Annotated in this window: 11 protein-coding genes; 5 read left to right on the forward strand and 6 right to left on the reverse strand. The window is 53.6% G+C overall.

Annotation, left to right across the window (positions count from 1 at the left end; all coding sequences use genetic code 11):
* Positions 1-40: 40 nt before the first annotated feature.
* From F0P93_RS02030 to F0P93_RS02040, 3 genes are all read right to left on the reverse strand, one after another.
* The gene (locus F0P93_RS02030) at positions 41-1,315 is read right to left on the reverse strand and encodes a dipeptidase (RefSeq protein WP_150874706.1); all 1,275 of its coding nucleotides are present in this window, start codon (positions 1,313-1,315) and stop codon (positions 41-43) included.
* Positions 1,312-2,772: a SusD/RagB family nutrient-binding outer membrane lipoprotein gene (locus tag F0P93_RS02035; protein ID WP_150874707.1), complete on the reverse strand. Its 1,461-nt coding sequence runs from the start codon at positions 2,770-2,772 to the stop codon at positions 1,312-1,314. Before F0P93_RS02035 ends, F0P93_RS02030 begins: the two co-directional genes overlap by 4 nt.
* Positions 2,773-2,876: 104 nt before the next feature.
* Entirely contained in the window at positions 2,877-5,972 is a 3,096-nt protein-coding gene (locus tag F0P93_RS02040; RefSeq protein ID WP_150874708.1) for a SusC/RagA family TonB-linked outer membrane protein, read from the reverse strand.
* Positions 5,973-6,423: 451 nt separating this feature from the next.
* Here F0P93_RS02040 and F0P93_RS02045 point away from each other — a divergent pair, with 451 nt between their 5' ends.
* Together F0P93_RS02045 and F0P93_RS02050 are read left to right on the forward strand one after the other, a co-directional pair.
* Positions 6,424-7,287 carry a polysaccharide deacetylase family protein gene (locus F0P93_RS02045; RefSeq protein WP_150874709.1) on the forward strand — a complete coding sequence of 288 codons (864 nt, stop codon included), beginning with the start codon at positions 6,424-6,426 and terminating at the stop codon, positions 7,285-7,287.
* A 250-nt stretch (positions 7,288-7,537) separates the two neighbouring features.
* Positions 7,538-9,901, forward strand: coding sequence for a T9SS type B sorting domain-containing protein (locus F0P93_RS02050; RefSeq protein WP_150874710.1), 2,364 nt, complete (start codon positions 7,538-7,540; stop codon positions 9,899-9,901).
* A 125-nt stretch (positions 9,902-10,026) separates the two neighbouring features.
* Here F0P93_RS02050 and F0P93_RS02055 read toward each other — a convergent pair whose 3' ends face one another.
* The gene (locus F0P93_RS02055; RefSeq protein ID WP_150874711.1) at positions 10,027-10,551 is read right to left on the reverse strand and encodes a hypothetical protein; all 525 of its coding nucleotides are present in this window, start codon (positions 10,549-10,551) and stop codon (positions 10,027-10,029) included.
* Positions 10,552-10,677: 126 nt separating this feature from the next.
* Entirely contained in the window at positions 10,678-13,932 is a 3,255-nt protein-coding gene (locus F0P93_RS02060) for an amidohydrolase family protein (RefSeq protein WP_150874712.1), read from the reverse strand.
* 302 nt (positions 13,933-14,234) lie between these two features.
* Between F0P93_RS02060 and F0P93_RS02065 the strand changes: the two genes are divergently transcribed.
* On the forward strand, positions 14,235-14,450 hold the full coding sequence (locus F0P93_RS02065) for a hypothetical protein (RefSeq protein ID WP_150874713.1): 216 nt from the start codon (positions 14,235-14,237) through the stop codon (positions 14,448-14,450).
* 48 nt (positions 14,451-14,498) lie between these two features.
* Here the strand turns inward: F0P93_RS02065 and F0P93_RS02070 are convergent, their stop codons facing one another.
* Positions 14,499-14,756: a hypothetical protein gene (locus tag F0P93_RS02070; RefSeq protein WP_150874714.1), complete on the reverse strand. Its 258-nt coding sequence runs from the start codon at positions 14,754-14,756 to the stop codon at positions 14,499-14,501.
* 307 nt (positions 14,757-15,063) lie between these two features.
* On the opposite strand from F0P93_RS02070, the gene F0P93_RS02075 reads away from it, so the two are divergent.
* Together F0P93_RS02075 and F0P93_RS02080 are read left to right on the forward strand one after the other, a co-directional pair.
* Entirely contained in the window at positions 15,064-16,485 is a 1,422-nt protein-coding gene (locus tag F0P93_RS02075; protein ID WP_150874715.1) for a Gfo/Idh/MocA family protein, read from the forward strand.
* 27 nt (positions 16,486-16,512) lie between these two features.
* Positions 16,513-17,901 (forward strand): putative oxidoreductase C-terminal domain-containing protein, encoded by a 1,389-nt coding sequence (locus tag F0P93_RS02080; RefSeq protein WP_150874716.1) that lies wholly within the window; start codon positions 16,513-16,515, stop codon positions 17,899-17,901.
* Positions 17,902-17,906 lie beyond the last annotated feature (5 nt).

The following is a 17,906-nucleotide window of genomic DNA, read 5'->3' on the forward strand; positions in this document are numbered from 1 at the left end:
GGATATTCAGGTTACGAAAGGCAGATTGATTTCAACCGGTTTATTTACCGATCATTTCCGTCGGGGCACCTTTTTCAACGGCCTTCATGACCCGGAAAAAATTGCCACTCCAGATTTTCTCGATGTCTTTTTTGGAATACCCGCGACGCACAAACTCGATCGTGAAGTTTTCGTACTGGCTGACATCGAAACAGTCGGCCAGGGCGCCACCGCCGTCGAAGTCGGCTCCCATGCCCACGTGGTCGATGCCGATCAGCTTCACAATGTGGTCGATGTGATCGACGGCGTCTTTCACCGTGGCGAGTTGCACCGGGTATTTTTGGTTGAGTTCCATGAAATCAGCGCGGATTTTCTTCTGATCCTCCTCCGACAGCTTGCTCATGGCACCCATCATTGACCGCCGGTCTTTCACGCCCCATTTTTCCAGCATGGCTTTCTGGGCTGCTTCCCGCCCGGGGCTGGGCGGAATGGTTTTCACGTAATCGCTCAAGAGGTTCAACTGCACCACGCCCCCGTTTTTGGCCAGGGCTTTCAACATGTCGTCGGTCAGGTTGCGGGGATGATCGCAAACGGCTTTGGCACCCGAGTGGGAGGCAATGATGGGAACTTTCGACAGCCGGACGACATCGTAAAATGTGGAGTCGGAAACGTGCGAAACGTCGATCATCATACCCAGCCGGTTCATCTCCGCAACCACCTGTTCGCCCAACGGGCTAAGGCCTTGGTATTCGGCTCCTTTCGGATCGGTCGACGAGTCGCAGATGTCATTGTTGCTCGAATGGCAAAGCGTCATGTAACGGGCGCCGAGGTCATAAAACTTCTTCAGCATCGACACATCATGCCCCATCGGATAGCCGTTTTCCACACCGATAAAAATGACCCGCTTCCCGGTTTTTCCGATTCGGAGGGCATCCTGTGGTGTCGTCGCCAGTTCTGCTTCCGAAGCCGTGTTTTTGAGCGTCGCATGAACCGCATCGAAGATGCCGAGGGCTTTCTGTTTGGCCGCTTCGTGTCCTTCCGGCGTACGCGGTCCCTGTCCGAGATAAACCGCCCAGAAAATAGCATCCAGACCGCCTTTTTTCATGCGCGGGTAATCCACTTTGCTGTTGGTTGTGCGGGCATCGTTTTCCTTCGTAACGTCGAATCCCCCGCGTGACAGCAGCATGGGTGTGTCGGCGTGGGTATCCACGGTAAACGCTTTTTCGTGGATTTTCTTCGCTTTTTTCAGCAGGGCTTTGTCATCGTCGGTGGCCGATGCGGGCAGCACGCCGGTTGCCAGACAGGCGAGGAGGGTTGGGAATAGCCAGTTTTTCATTTCGCAAACCAGAGTTTAAGTTTCTTGTCGTTTTGTCCACCCTGACTTTTCAGAGCCGCATTGAAATTGGTGAAGTTCAGCGATTCCTCTGAGCCGGGATAGGGTAAACGGGTGGGAACCACCCCGTTATTGGTGTTCAGGGCGGGTGCTGTCAGCGTCGGAATGCCCGTCCGGCGGTATTCCGACCAGGCTTCCAGACCTTGCCCGTAGAGCGCAATCCACTTCTGTTCCATCAACTGGGTGTAGCCCGCAGCGCCGTCTTTCAGGGCATTGGCCGTCAGGTAAGCCGGTGAAACCGTGAGTTTATACTGATCGTGCGATGCCGTGATGGCGCTGTTGTAGAGCGTGGCGGTCGTACCGGCTGCGGTGATGCCTTTGTAGGCAAATTCCGCTTTGATAAACAGCAGTTCGGCGTAGCTCAGGATGACACCAGGCGCCGTTGCGCTGGTGAAATACGTCCCGACTTTCGAGGTTTTTGACAAACCCAGGGCATTGGCATCCGACGCCGACAGGCCGTTCGGAACTCCTTTGTATTCGCCCCCGTCGGCGGGGCGGTCGGCATACACCGCCAGCCGCGCATCACCCAACGCCAGCATCTTGTTGACGATGGTTGCGCTGATGCGGTGGTCATCGCGGGTTTTGCGGTTTTCGTTGATCGGATTGTTGTTAGGAACAGCCGCCAGGTAGTTCAACTGAATGTTATCGGCGTTGGAAGCCAGCACCGGGTATTTGGCAGGATCGCTCAGAATCCGGGTGATTTCGGCTTTCACGTCGATGGGCGCGTCGGTTTTGCTCAACATCCGGTTGAGCAGGCGCAGGTTGAGCGAGTTGGCAAACTTCTTCCACTTGGTCAGGTCACCGGCGAGCAGAATGTCGCCCCCAATGGCTTTGCTTTTGTCGGTCACGTCGATCTGGTCACTGGCTGCTTTCAGTTCGGCCACCAAACCGGCGTAGACATCCTTCTGGGCGTCGTATTTCGGTTGAAGCGAGCCTTCCAGCCCCATGATCGCTTCTTTGTAGGGAATGTCGCCGTAAATATCCGTCAGCAACGAAAACACCCAGGAGCGCAGAATAACGGCGACGGCCTGGTAATTCGTGTTGCCGGTTTCGGCCCCGATCTTATAAATACGCTGGTAATCAGCCAGGGATTCGATGTAAAAATCCCGCCAGCTATTGCTGATGATGTCGTTCGAAATCGTGTATTGGTCGACGTCGGTATACTGAATACGGGCCCAGTGCTGCGAAATACCGGAGCCAATGTCCTGCCCCAGCGAACCACCCCAGTACACATCGACCGCGCTCTGAATACCGTGGGGCATGAAGAGGTCGGCGGAGGCTACCGTCGGGTTGTTGGGGTTGGTGTTGATGTCGTCAAAATTCTCCGTGCAGGCCGACATACTCAGAAAGAGTGCGGCCACAGCGGCTTTATAGCGGAACGAAAAAGTGTTGCGTTTCATGGTATGTTGGTTTGGTGTTTCCGGTTTTCAGTTTTCGGTTGGTTGCCCCACGAAGAAGGACGCGTCAGCCAACCGTATACCGTATACCGAAAACCGGAAACAGATTACAGGTTAAAGCCGATGTTGAAGCCAACGGAGCGGGTGGTGGGAATCTGGCCGTTTTCGATGCCCTGCAGGTTCCCGTCGTTGTAGAAGCTGGTTTCCGGATCGATGTGCGGTACGTTGCTGTGCAGCAGTGCCAGGTTCCGGCCCACGATCGAGAACGAGATGTCACGGAACGGTAACCGTTTGAACACCTGACCGGAGAGGACATAGCTCAACCGGACTTCCCGCAGTTTGACGAAGCTTCCGTCGAAAATGGTGCCTTCGTTGTTGGTCAGCGAGTAGTATTTGTGGTGCCACTCTTCCGACGAAATCCGCACATCGTTCGGCACGTAGTTGGGTTCGGCCGCAGTTCCGATGTTTTTAACGCCCTCGCCAATGATGCCGTCTTCCCGACCGAACGTCGTTTCTTTCAGCACCCCGGTGTAGCGACCAATGTTGATCGATTGCGAGAAGATGTCACCACCCTGTTTGATGTCGATCAGCGTGCTCAGCGAAAGCGCTTTGTAGGTAAAGGTGTTCTGGATACCGCCAATCCATTTCGGGGTGAAGTTCCCCAGAATCCGGCGAACGGGGTCGATCTGGGGCGCTCCGCCACTGTAGACGATGTTGCCGTTCGGGTCGCGCAGGAAACCTTGTCCGAAGAATGTGCCGTACGGCTGACCGATGCGGGCTTCAACACCCATTCCGCGGATGTTGGTCGTCGGGTTCAGCGTATACGTGGTCAGCCCTTCGGCCAGTTCCAGCACCTTGTTGCGGTTGCGGGCCCAGTTCAGGACAATGTCCCACTGGAAAGCACCGGTTTTGACCGGCGTGGCCGACAGTTGCAGTTCGATTCCTTTGTTTTCCAGCCGACCCGCGTTCAACAGTTTCGAGGCAAAACCGGTTGCGTTGGAGATGTTGACGTTCAGAATCTGGTTGAACGACTGTTTGTTGTAATACGTCACATCCACGCCCACGCGGTTGTTCCAGAGTTTTACTTCCGCCCCGATTTCGTACGAATTCGTGATTTCCGGTTTCAGATTGGCGTTCAGCATGGCGTTGCTTTCGGCCAGCGACGGCGTGCTGCCCCAGGCATTGGCGTAGGCGTAGGTTTGGAGCAGGTTAAACGGCTCGGTGTCGTTCCCGACGCGGGCAATACCGCCCCGGATTTTGGCAAACGACAGCACCGACGAATTCACATTGAACATATCGGTCAACACCGCACTGACGGCGGCCGAGGGGTAGAAATACGAGCGGTTATTCGATGGCAACGTGCTCGACCAGTCGTTTCGGGCGGTCAAATCCACGAACAGGTAATTCCGGAAACCAACGTTGGCCGATGCGTAGGCACTGTTGATGACGCGTTGGTTGTAGGAATTTTCCGTTACCGGCCGCTGGCGGGAGTTCCCCATGTTCCAGACACGCGGGATGGCCAACTCCGTAGCGCCCATGTAGTTACGCTGGTAGAAGTTTTTGCGGTGGTTCCCGCCAATGTTGGCCGTCACATCGAATTCGCCGAATTTATGCGTGGCATTCAGGAGGAAGTCGGAGTTCGATTCCTGAACGTAAATTTGCTCTTCGTTGTAGCTGTCGAACAGGTTGGAGGTCCGGGCAGCATTCTTCGTTTTCCGGCGGTCTTCGTAGAAATCCGTTCCCGTGCGGGCCGTCAGGGTCAGCCAGGGTGTGAATTTGTAGGTAGCGGCCAGGTTTCCAAACAGACGGTCGCGTTCGTTTTCGCGGGCGCTGACGTTGAGCTGATAATAGGGGTTGGTCCAGTAGTTATCATTCCAGTTGTTCTGGTAAATACTACCCGGTTTCTGAAAGGCCTTCAGTTTTTCCATGTCGACCTGCCGCCCGAACCAGATAAAATACAGACCCCAGTTGGTGCGGTTGTCACTGCCGTCTTTCACGTAGTTTCCGGTGGCGCGGATGCTCAGTTTTTTGGTCAGATTCCAACCCGCATTCAGCGAAACCGTCCGCCGTTTGTAGTCGGTGTTGGGCAGAATGCCGGTTTGGTTCAGGTCGGTGAAGGAGAGACGGAAATCACCTTTGTCACTGGCGCCCGTCACGGAAACGTTGTTGGTCAGCGTCCGGCCGGTTTCAAAAAACTGGTTGACGTTGTCCGGATGGGCTACCCAGGGCGTGGGCGTCCGCTTGCCATCGGCCCCAATGGGTGAGTCGAACTGCGGCAACAACCGGCCATCCAGTTTAGGCCCCCAGCTTTCATCGACGCCGTCGTTGACGCCACCACCCCGCCCATCGACGTACGAGAACAGGCCTTTACCACCCTGGCCGTATTCGTTTTGCCATTCCGGCAGGCGGAACGGGCTGTCGAAAGCCGTATTGGAGTTGACCGAAACGCCGATGCCCCGGCCTCCTTTCCCGCTTTTCAGCGTGATCAGCACCACACCGTTGGCACCGCGAGAACCGTACAAGGCGGCCGCGCTGGGGCCTTTCAAAACGCTAACCGACTCAATATCATCCGGGTTGAGCGAACCGGCACCGTTGCCATAATCCACCGCCGTCGAAGAACCGTAGTTGCCGTTGTCGATGGGAACACCGTCGACCACAAACAGGGGCTGGTTGTTGCTACCGATGGAGCTGGCACCCCGGATTACCATCCGCGAGGAAGCACCCGGTGCGCCGTTGGAGTTCGTCACCTGAACCCCGGCCACTTTGCCAGACAGGGCGTTGACGAGATTCGTCTCCCGGGCCTGGGTGAGTTGCTTGCCGCTTACCTCCTGAACCGAATAGCCCAGGGCTTTCTTTTCGCGGGTAATGCCGAGGGCCGTTACAACAATTTCGCCAAGCAATGCGGCATCTTCATCGAGTGCTACGTCAATAGTGGTTTTGCTGCCAATGGCTACTTCAACGGGTTTAAAACCGATAAAAGAGACAATGACCGTTGCATTGGCGGGGGCGTTGAGCGTAAACTCACCATTCGCATTCGTGGTACTTCCGCGGTCGGTGCCTTTGATCAATACGTTGGCGCCCGGAAGGCCTCCGCCATCCTTTTTGGAGGTCACCCGTCCTTTCAGGGTAAGGTCCTGTGCATAGCTGGCCAAACTGAGCAGCATAGCAAACAGCACATAACATGAGGTAGAAACTCTTTTCATAGAGAATGGGAAATTAATGAAGTGAAATAGAACTATTTTTATTTTAAGGCTTAAACATTAGAATACTAGTAAGTATTTAAATTGAGCGATAAACAAGAAAAAAATCAATTTTAGGAAAAACATAGTTAAATAATAATGGTAAAATTTAGATTAATAAGAATTTTTTTAAAAATCTAATGTAACTGAATGATTGAATAATTGCCAAATAATATTCTAAAATTTGATAAATAATTAAAATTATTATTGTAAAAATTGAATTTATTGGTATTTTAAAGTTGTGTATTTACTATTTGACCATATAAATATTTTTATCTTAAAATATATTTTTTGTATAATGAATTTTATATAAATTTTCAAAGTACACCGGGTGTCATGTCTCGTAGAGAATGACAAAAGGGTTGAGCAGTAAATACGACGGCAATCCGGCTTTATAGAGTTCAGCCCCAGACCGATGAAAATAAACCGCCTGTTCCTGCCCGGATTTTTACTACTCAGTATCCAGCTGGTTTTCGCCCAACCCCAACCGCCCCGGCTGATTGTCCGTGGTGACGACATGGGGTATTCGCATGCGGGCAATGAAGCGTTGGTGAAATGCTACAAAGAAGGCATCGAGTCGTCCATCGAAGTGATTGTGCCCTCGCCCTGGTTTCCCGAAGCTGTCGAGATGCTGAAAGACATTCCGGACATCGACGTGGGCATTCACCTGGCCCTGACCAGCGAGTGGGACAACGTAAAGTGGCGGCCGGTTTCGGCCAGCCCCAGTCTGCGTGACGCCGACGGGTATTTCTTTCCCATGATTTATCCGAACAAAAACTACCCCAAACGCGCGCTGGTCGAGAACGACTGGAAACTGGAGGACGTTGAAAAAGAGTTTCGGGCGCAGATTGAAATGGGCCTGAAAAAGATTCCCCGCATCAGCCACATTTCGGGTCACATGGGATGCACCGGCATGGGCGACGATGTGAAAACGCTGGTGCTGAAGCTGGCGAAAGAATACAACCTCCTGATCCTCGACCGGAATATGCAGGACTGGGGTGTAACGGGTGCGGGTTATTTAGGCCCACATGCGACCTCAGCCGAGAAAATTGAAAGCTTCTCCAGGATGCTCGAAAGCCTGGAACCCGGCAAAACCTACCTATTCGTCGATCATCCCGGACTCGACACGCCGGAGTTGCGGGCCATTCACCACATTGGATACGAGCAGGTGGCCGTCGACCGCCAGGGCGTCACCGATGCCTGGACCAATCCCCAAATCAAGGCACTGATCAAATCCAAAGGCATTCAGTTGATTGGGTACCGGGATTTGCGGAAATAGATCCAGGCTTCGGGGGAAATTAATACTTACTTTAACTAAAATTTGGTAACATCTGCAACGGGCAGATGCAATCCCGCGTATGTACCGATAGAGAACCGTATTGAAAGACTGCCGGGCGGTACACCTCCCTTCATGCCTTGATTTTGCGGTATTTATTTTAAGTTACAATATTGAAAAAAGAGTAACTTTAGTTGTTTGAATGATTTTGTTTAAAATCACGTTCGTATCGCCCATTTCTACTGTCTGACCCATGCTTCCTGTTTTCTACCGAGCGTTGCTCTGGCTGTTGTTGCTGGGCTTTGCTTGTCCGGCTCTGGCTACCCACCAGGTCGGCGGGCAGATCGAAATGCGGGCGATTGGCGATGTGCCGGGGCACTTTCAAATCACGGTAATCAATTACCTCGAAGACAATAACCGGGCGGCCCAGACCACGGGTGGTCAGATCGGTATTTTCCGATTGCGCGACAATGCCCGGATGCTGGTATTCACCGTATCGGAAACGGCGCAGCGGGAACGCGTAGTCTTCACGAATGAAGCCTGCGCTACCTCGCAGAACCAGCGGGTCGTTGCTGCCACGTTCGGAGCCGATATTCAGCTTGACCCCGCCCTTTACAACGATGCCGGTGGGTACTACATGTCGTTCCAGACCCAAAACCGCAACGCCGGAATCAACAACATCAACAATCCGTTGCAAACCGGTTTTACGTTTTACCTCGAATTTCCGGCCCTGCAAAAAAACGGTCAGTACTTCACTAATTCATCTCCCCGTTTCAATCCCATCAACGGCGAGTACCTCTGCATCAACGAGGCTTTTTCGTTTGCCTTTGGCGGTACCGACCCCGATGGCGATGAACTGCGGTATTCGATGGTGACACCGCTCAATAAAAATGGAACGGGACGCAATCAGGAAGCCAGCGCCGGGCCGTATCCCGATGTCCAATGGCTGAGCGGTTTTAGCGCCAACAATGCCATCCCTGGCGGTCCGACGCTGGCGGTCGATGCGCGGAGCGGGCAGTTATCGGTGACGCCCAATCAACTGGGTTTGTTTGTTTTTGCGGTTAAAGTAGAAGAATACCGCAACGGAGTGAAAATAGGGGAGGTTCGGCGGGATTTTCAGTTTCTGGTAATCGACTGCCCCCCGGTTACGGCCCCGAACCCGACGGTGTGGGCCACCGGTTTGCCGCCCAATACCGACTTTACAATTTGCAAGGGAAAAACGCTCGAACTGCAGACGACCGTCAATCCGGACTGGAATTACCAATGGCGACGCGACGGCCTGAACCTGCCCGATGCCACCGGCACCCGACTGCAGGTCAACGAACCGGGTACCTACTCGGTTTTTGTTTCCATGAAAACCCAGTGCGGCAAGGCCAGCGGTTCCCAGAATGTGACGCTGAAGGTGGTGGATCTCACCTCGGATCTCAGCCCAACCGGCCAGTTGTGCGCCACGGATGGTTCCGTCAGCCTGAGTGTTTTGGGGGGAAGCGACCTGACGTACCAATGGTTTCGGGACGGCAAGCTTGTGCCGGCACCCCCTTCCGTCAACACCTTGACGGTCAGTCAGCCGGGAGAATACCGGGCCGTTTTAACCCAGACGCAATACGGCTGTACTTACAACACCGGTGCCCTTTCGATCACCCGTGCCCCCGCCGTACAGGCGGTGATCCGTTCATCGCAAAACCGGATTTGCCCCGGTGCTTCGTTGCCACTGGAAGGTGTCGGCGGGGTCAGCTTTGCCTGGCAACGGGATGGTCAGCCGGTAGCAACGGTCACCGATCCGGTTTTTTCGGTACAAACCGCCGGAACGTATGTCGTCGAGGTAACGGCAGCCACCGGTTGCAAAGCCACTTCTGCTCCTTTCGCAGTTGCCCAGATTCCTGCAATCACCGTCACGATGAATGCCGTTCCGCCGGTTTGCGGCACCGAAGGTCCGGTTTATTCCCTCACGGGAACCCCGGCAGGAGGGACCTTTGCGGGGCCGGGCGTGTCGGGGGCGCAGTACGATGCGAAAACCGCCGGGATCGGCAACCATGTGCTGACGTATTCGGTCAATTTTGCGCCGGAATGTCCGGCGGCCGTAGCGCAGCAAACCGCCGTTGTGGCGCCCATTCCGACGATTCTGTTGCCGGAAGAAATGATCACGTCGCTGGGCACGTCGCTGACCATCAGCCCGGTTCTGACCGGCGATCCGGTAACCTTTGCGTGGTCACCGCCAACCTACCTGGCCAATCCGGCCGAAGCCAACGCGCGGGTGGTTTCCATTGAAGACGATATGGTCTACACATTGAAAGTTGAAAATGCAACGGGATGCCAGGCTGAGGGAAAGGTGGTCGTGACAGTCTATGAACGAATCTGGGTGCCTGGTGCCTTTACACCCAATGCCGACGGGCAGAACGATGTCTGGGAATTGAAAGGAGTCGAAGCCTTTCCGGCCGTTGAAGTAACGGTTTTCAACCGCTGGGGTGAGGTAATTTATAAATCCGCCGATGGCTATGCTCATCCCTTCGACGGCACCTTAAAAGGAGTTCCGGTGCCGCCGGGGGCTTACGTGTATACCATTCGTTACAAACCGGATGCCCCTCTGTTGCGGGGAACGTTGGTGCTTATGCGATGAGGGTTACGGTAAATGCTCTTTCGATGTTAAGGCGTACCCAGCGTTTTGAATTTGGAACGGTTTTTAACCAAAAGCCCCGGAATTATTCATTCCGGGGCTTTTGGTTGGCAATATTTTAAACTTGATTATTTGACCGGGATCATTTTTACCGCGATGGATGCACCGGCGGCAGAGGAGATTCCCAGTGGTTTCCCGAAGGTATCAATCAGGTTTTTCCAGTATAAATCACCCGGAGCAGTTGAATTTCCGGCGATTTGACGGGCAATGTCAAAATTGGTCTCGGTAAGGGTAGTTATGTTCCAGACATCCGGCGTTGGAATTTGGGTCGTCGTTAGCGACAATTTAGTGTCATTGTCCGTCAAAGCCCATTTGCCCGTTGAAGACGTTCCGTCCAGACTGGTTTGAACGAAGTCTCCACCCGTTTTAAATTCAAGCTTGAACTTGCTCATATCAACAAGATTGGCTGCACCACCACCTTTGGTGTAACCCGTTATAGGCGTTGCAGTGCCTAAACCGATAGAACCCGTTTGCACTTCCCAGGTACGAACCAGGATTTCAGATTTGGTTTTTACGGCGGGAGTATCGTCATCTTTGCTACAACTTACAAACAGTGTAGTTCCCATCAACAGGAGCAAAAGGGCTTTTTTCATACAGATCGATTTTTCAGGCTTAATTTTTGACTGCAATGTATTGAAATATTTTTAGTTCGGTGGTTTTCACCGTTGAATAAGGAACGGATTGCCAGACTAATATATTATACGGCAAAAATACATGGGTCAATGCAACCCCTGACACACGCAGTGAATGTGTCCGAAGCTCTGCGTTTCGGCGTGCCAGTCGAAGGCGTCGTTGGAGCGGTTGTTTTCCCAGAAAAACTTGCCGCGCATCCGGGTATAATTTCCGGTTTCGTTCATCGTGGCGGCATCGTATAATCGCCCGTTGATCATCACATACTGAATGAACTGGCTGTTGCGCAGGTCCTGCAATGGGTTTTTATCGAGCACCAGCAAATCCGCCAGCTTTCCGGCTTCCAGCGAACCAATTTCCCGGTCCAGCCCCAGATTTCGGGCCGGGCCGATGGTGGCCTGTTTCAGCGCCTGCAAATTCGAAATGCCGCCCTGGCCGAGCATCCAGAGTTCCCAATGCGCACCCAGTCCCTGCAACTGACCGTGGGCACCGAGGTGAACGCTCACCCCCGCATCCGTGAGTTGTTTGGCGGTTTGTGAATTTCCGATGTGACCAAATTCTTCATCGGGCAACATCGTCCGCCGACGCGACCGGCTGTCGACCACGGCGCGGGGCGTAAACCGCAACAAGCGTTCCTGTTCCCAGACATTCATTTTCTGGTACCAGTAATATTCGCCGGAAACACTCCCAAAACTCACAATCAGCGTGGGCGTGTAGCCGGTTTTGCTGTTGCTCCACAACGACACGACATCCTTGTAAACCGGATCGACCGGCAGGTTATGTTCCACCGTCGTGTGGCCGTCCATGATCATCGTCAGGTTGTGGTTGAAGAACGAACCGCCCTCGGGCACCACCATCATGCCCAGTTCGCGGGCGGCCTGAATGATCTGCTGGCGTTGGTTCCGGCGGGGCTGGTTGTAACTTTTAACGGAAAAAGCGCCGACGGCTTTCATCCGGCGGAGGTGCGAACGGGCGTCGTCCAGGCTGTTGATCACCGCCTTGAAATCGCCGTCGGCTCCGTAAATAATCGTTCCGGTCGAATACACCCGGGGGCCGAGCATCCGACCGGTTTTTACCATTTCCGACTGGCTGAAAACCATCTCGGTATTCGACGACGGATCGTGCACCGTCGTCACGCCGTAGGCCAGGTTCGTGAAATACGACCACTGCTGCTGGGGTGATTTGCCGTCGCCGGTGCCGATGTGGGCGTGGGAGTCGATTAAACCGGGCATGATGGTTTTGCCCGTGGCGTCGATGATTTTGGCACCCGCCGGAATCGTGACCGAGCTGGCCGGGCCGACCGCCAGAATCTTGTTGTCCTGCACCACCAGCACGCCGTTTTCAATCACCGCATCCTCTTTCATCGTCAGTATGGTGGCCCCTTTAAAGGCCACGATGCCTTTCGGGACATCGGTCGTCAGCTTCAGGCCAATCGGTATTCCGGTACTGTCGATGGCGGGCAGCTTTTCGGGGGCACCTTCCACAAAGGCAAAACTGTTTTGAATGGATCGAGTGAAATAGTCCGGGCCAATGGTCCAGTGCAGTTTTTTGCTGTCGTTCGACCAGTGCAGGTAATCACCGGCGTCGCGGGTCACTTTATACACCGGAAACGCTTTCGTTCCACCCGAGAGATCGGCGGCTTTCCCGCTCATTGGGAAGGGCGCGATGTAGAGTTGAAAAAGCTCCTGAAACGCAATCCAGCGGTTGTCGGGGCTCGGCACAAACCGGGTGGCATACTGCGACGTAAAATGCGTTTGCTCGTCGGAATTGTTCAGCGTGACGCTTTTGAAGGCTTTCGTTGCGCCGTCTTCCACGAAGAAAATCCGGTCGCCGGTGGGGTTGAACAGCGGTTCTTCGCCCGCTTCCCGAATGAATTTAGCCACACCGCCGTTGCCCGGCATGACGTACAAACCCGGCTCCTTGCCGTACGCAAAGCCCATAAAACCGTTCCCGGTGCTTTTGCGATACACAATTTGGGAGCCATCGGCCGAGAAAACCGGCGTGTTGTAAAAGCCTTTTTCGCGGGTCAGCGTCTCGGTTTTGCGGGACTGGAGATTCAGTTTGCGGATGCTGCCGGTCAACGAATCGTTCCAGGTGGTGTAGAGCAGGAATTTGCCGTCGGGGCTAAAACTGGGTTCGTATTCAAAACTAGCGGTTTCTTTGGTCAACCGTTCGGGCTGGCCGTTGGGCAGTTTTTTCAGGTAGAGATAACCCGCTGCGTGAAAAACCAGCGTTTTTTCGTCGGGCGAGGTCCGGGCCTGGCGGATCATTTTGGAGTCGAAGGTGGGCGAAAAAACCGTCTGCGGAAAGCGTACCGCGTCCTGAACCGTCAGTTTGGCGTTCACCGTGAACGGAATTTCAACGGCTTTGGCCGATTGAATAGTCACCCGAAACAGCTTGCCTTTGGCCCAGATCACGAGTTCTTTGCCGTCGGGCAACCAGTCATAGTTGGGATAAAGGCCCATAATCGCCCAGGCTTCCTGCTGGTCTTTGTTGAGCTGATCGAAAACCGGAAATTCCTCCCCGGTTTTCAGGTCGTGGATGTACAGCACGGTTTTCGTCCGAACCCGCCGGACAAACGCCAGTTGCCGGCCGTCGGGCGAAACCTGCGGTCGGGTGGCTCCACCGGGGCCGGTTACGATATTTTTCACTTCACCCGTCTGCCGGTCAAACCGTTTGATGGCGTAAATCTGGCCATTCGGGTCTTTATTGTACTGGAAAATCGGCCCCGGACTCACGTCTTCACTGAAATAGACATACCGCCCGTCGGGCGAAACGCAGGGTTCCCCGGCATCCTGCTGGTCATTTTTTCGTTTGGTCAACTGCAAACCGGCGGTTGCGCCCCCGGCATGATAGAGCCAGAGTTCACCCGCCCCCAGCGAACGGCGGCTTGTAAAGTGTTTCCGGGCCACGAGGTATTGGCCGTCGGGCGTCCAGACGGCGTTGTTCAGCAACCGAAAGTCTTCGTTCGTGATCTGGCGCAACCCGGAGCCATCGCGGTTCATCGTCCAGATGTTATCGCCCCCGGCTCGGTCGCTTGTGAACGAAATCCGTTGGCCGTCGGGGCTGTAGCGGGGTTGAACTTCCAGGGGCAAGCCACCGGACAGAAGTTTCGCGGTGCCGCCGGTAATGGGTAGCGTATACAGATCACCCAGAAGATCGAACACGATTTCGCGGCCGTCCGGACTCACGTCGAGGTTCATCCAGGTTCCTTCGGTGGTCGTTAAGCTGACTTCTTTGGCGGGTCCCCGGGGCGTGGCAACGTCCCAGGTTTGATTGGGTTTTTGGGCAAACGAAAAGATGGACGCCAGCAGGGAAGCGGCTACAGTGTACAGTTTCTTCATGTTGGGAGCATAAGGCTCCGAAAGATACTGAATGAGTCGCAAAGACGACGACCGAAACCGCCAAATCCTGCTGTATGACTATTGAAAGTATAAATTTGAAAATTTTACCAATTGTTGTATTATTCGGAGATGCAGCGTGACGATAGAATAAACCTTTGTTAAGAAATAAATTCTGTAAAACTCTTTTGGTCAGAATATTGTAGTATTGTGTAGAAGATTAGTAGTGAACTGAAATTGTATCGTTATAACCTTGTAATTGTACAAAAGCAATTGTTGATTCACACACCCAACGGATTTACACCATGAAAAACATAGAAAAACAACTGGCTGATTTACAGCATCAAATCGAACACCTGAACAACAAAATAACCGTTTTGCTGGAACATACGCCCGCTAGCGAAGGCTTTATAAGCCGGACGCTGATTCGTAAACAGCAGCACAAAGCCATTCCGGGAGACCGCTTACTTAACCCGTCCAAAGGCATCAACCGGTTTCGCTCTTTGCAGAATAACGGCTAACCGGCTCGGAACTGACTGGATGAAGCTGACGGTCAGGTCGATCCCGCTTTATTTGTAGCTTTCAATGGGCCATTGCAAAGGCTCATTCCGGGTTTGTTTTCCAACATACGCCGTACGGCAGTCTGCTGCCGACCGACCCGGTTTTTTTTGGTTCGCCGTCTTCCCAGTCGCTTTTTGAACCGTCGGTACCACATGAGCCGGTTTTTTGGTTCGAACGACTCCGTAGTCGGGCCCACCAGCCGCCAGAATGGCTAATCCAATCACGAGCCCCAATGCGGAGGGGACTACTTTTACATTCAAATTCATCAGGTGTGTTGTTTCGTTTGTTGCCGCAAGGTAAAACGGAACCCGCCTACGGTGGAAAATAATTTGGTTAAGTGGAAAAAACGGGGCCTTAAGTGGAGGATCCTTTACCGGAAACGCGAACCGTCAGCGATACTTCCGACACCTTCATTGGAAAATGAATAGTAAATATCGGCAAGTCGTCGCTTATGGTTACAGATATACCCCCAACCCCCTTTAAGGGGCTGCCAAATGACGAACATTGGGGACCCTTCAGGGGGTTGGGGGCTGTAGGTTTCTACTAAAAAAGCCTCTTCAAACTTTGCTAACTATGGCACCGGAAAAAAAAACAGTGGTCTCCCGGAGAAAATTTCTCGACCTGACCACCAAAGGAGCCCTCGCAACAACCGCCCTCGTCAGTGGTTTTCCAACCATCGTACCAGCCTCGGTATTTGGTAAAAATGCACCCAGCAACCGCATCAACATCGGTGCGATCGGCGTTGGCCGCATCTCCCGGGGACACGACATGCCGGGTGTCTGGCAATATGACAATGCCCTGATCATGGCCGTTTGCGACGTAGACAGCAAACGCGTCGAGGATGCAAAAACCCTGGTCAATGGGGTGTATGCCAAGAAAACCGGCAAATCGTACGACGGCGTCCGGGGCTATGGCGACTACCGCGAGCTGCTGGCCAACAAAGACATCGATGCGGTTTTGATCAGCACGCCCGACCACTGGCACGCGCCGATGGTGGTTCACGCCGTCAATGCCGGAAAAGATGTGTATATGCAGAAACCGGCGTCGCTCACCATTTCGGAAGGCCGATTGATGGCGGATGCGGTGAAACGGACGGGGCGGATCATGCAGGTGGGAAGCCAGCAGCGGTCGTCGCACCAGTTCCGGTTTGCGGCCGAACTCGTTCGCAACGGGCGGATCGGTCAACTGAAAACCGTTTCCGTCGGCTTGCCGGGCGACCCTTCGGGTGAGGAAGAACCGGAAATGCCAATCCCGAAAAATCTCAATTACGACATGTGGCTCGGCACAACGCCCGAGGTGTATTATACCGAAAAACGCGTCCATCCGCAGAAAGATTACGACCGTCCGGGCTGGTTGCGCTGCGAACAGTTCGGCGCGGGCATGATCACCGGCTGGGGTTCGCATCACATCGACTGTTCCCACTGGGCAATGAATACCGAATACACCGGACCGGTGGAAATCTGGGGAAAAGCCGATTTTCCGAAGAAAGGGCTGTGGGATGTCCACGGTATTTTCCGCACCGAAGCTCTGTACGAAAACGGCGTCCGGATGGTGGTCAGCAACGAGTTGCCCAACGGAATCAAGTTTGAAGGCACCGACGGCTGGATTTTTGTATCACGGGGCGACGCTGCCGTTACCGCCAGCGATCCCATTGCCAAACAGAAAGCTGCCAAAGCCCTGGATGCCAGCGATCCGAAGATTCTGGAGTCGGTGATCGGGCCGAACGAAATTCATTTGCCGGTGAGCAAAGAACACCACGGCAACTGGCTGGAAAGCATCGTCAGCCGGAAAGAACCGATTGCCCCCGCCGAAGTGGGCCACCGGTCGTGTTCGGCCTGTCTGCTCCACCACGCGGCCATGAAACTGGATCGGAAACTGTATTGGGACCCGAAAAAAGAGCAGTTTAAAAACGATGCAGAGGCCAATAAGCTGCTCTCCCGTACGCAGCGGTCCCCGTATGCCATAAAAGTTGTTGCCTCCACCAAATCAAAATAATCAGTGCGTTTAACCGAAATGCTTCGAATGAAAGTAGCCCCCGTTGCTGGCAGCCTGTTGCTGGCTGCCTTACTCACCGCTTGTCAGTCAGATCAAAAAAAGGATGACATGATTCATCTGATTACCCTCGATCCCGGTCATTTTCATGCGGCTCTGGTGCAGAAAACCATGTATGAAGGCGTCGATTCGACAGTACATGTCTACGCCCCGGATGGTCCGGATGTGCAGCTTCATCTGGATAAAATCAAAGGCTACAACGCCCGCCCGGATGACCCCACGCACTGGCATGAAGACGTCTACCTTGGTACGGATTTTCTGGATAAAATGCTAACCGACAAAGCCGGAAATGTGGTCGTCATGGCGGGCAACAACCGCCTGAAAACAGACTACATTCAGAAAACCGTGGGAGCCGGATTCAACGTGCTGGCCGACAAACCGATGGTGATCAGCGCGGCCAACTTCGACCAGTTGAAAGAGGCATTTGCGACCGCCGAAAAGAACAAGGTGCTGTTGTATGACATTATGACCGAGCGCTACGAGATCAGTACGATGCTGCAACGGGCCTTCTCGCAACAGGCCGATCTGTTCGGAACGCTGGAAAAAGGAACACCCGAAAATCCGGCGGTTACCAAAGAAAGTGTTCACCATTTCTACAAGAACGTCTCGGGCAGCATCCTGACCCGCCCCTCCTGGTTTATGGATGTGGCCCAGCAGGGTGAAGGCATCGTGGACGTAACCACCCACCTGGTCGATCTGGTGCAGTGGGAATGTTTTCCGGAACAAACGATTGATTACCAAAAGGATATTAGCCTGACGTCCGCCCGTCGCTGGACAACCGACATGACGCTGAGCCAGTTCAAAGCCATCACTAAACAGGACACTTTTCCGGAGTATCTCAAGAAAGATGTGGTGAAAGACAGCGTGTTGAAGGTCTACAGCAATGGCGAAATCAACTACCAGCTTCGCGGGGTTCACGCCAAAGTGTCGGTGATCTGGAAATACAAGGCACCGGAAGGCACGGGCGATACCCACTATTCGATCATGCGGGGAACGAAAGCCAACCTGATCATTCGTCAGGGAGCCGAGCAGCAATACAAACCGACGCTCTACATCGAAGCGGTTGACAAAAACACGGATCTGGAAGCCGCGCTGAAAACGGATTTGCCGAACATCCAGAAAGAATTCCCGGGCGTCGAGGTAAAGAAAATTGCCAAAGGCTATGAAGTGGTCATCCCGGAAAAATACAAGGAAGGACACGAAGCCCACTTTGGCCGTGTGGCGCAGAAATACCTCGATTACCTGAAAGCCGGTGCCTTGCCCGCCTGGGAGGTTCCGAACATGATTTCAAAGTATTACACGACCACGCAGGCACTCGAACTGGCCAAGAAATCCAAAAGTGAACTCGCGACAAAGTGAAACGA

The organism is Larkinella humicola (assembly GCF_008727875.1).
Lineage (GTDB): Bacteria > Bacteroidota > Bacteroidia > Cytophagales > Spirosomataceae > Larkinella > Larkinella humicola.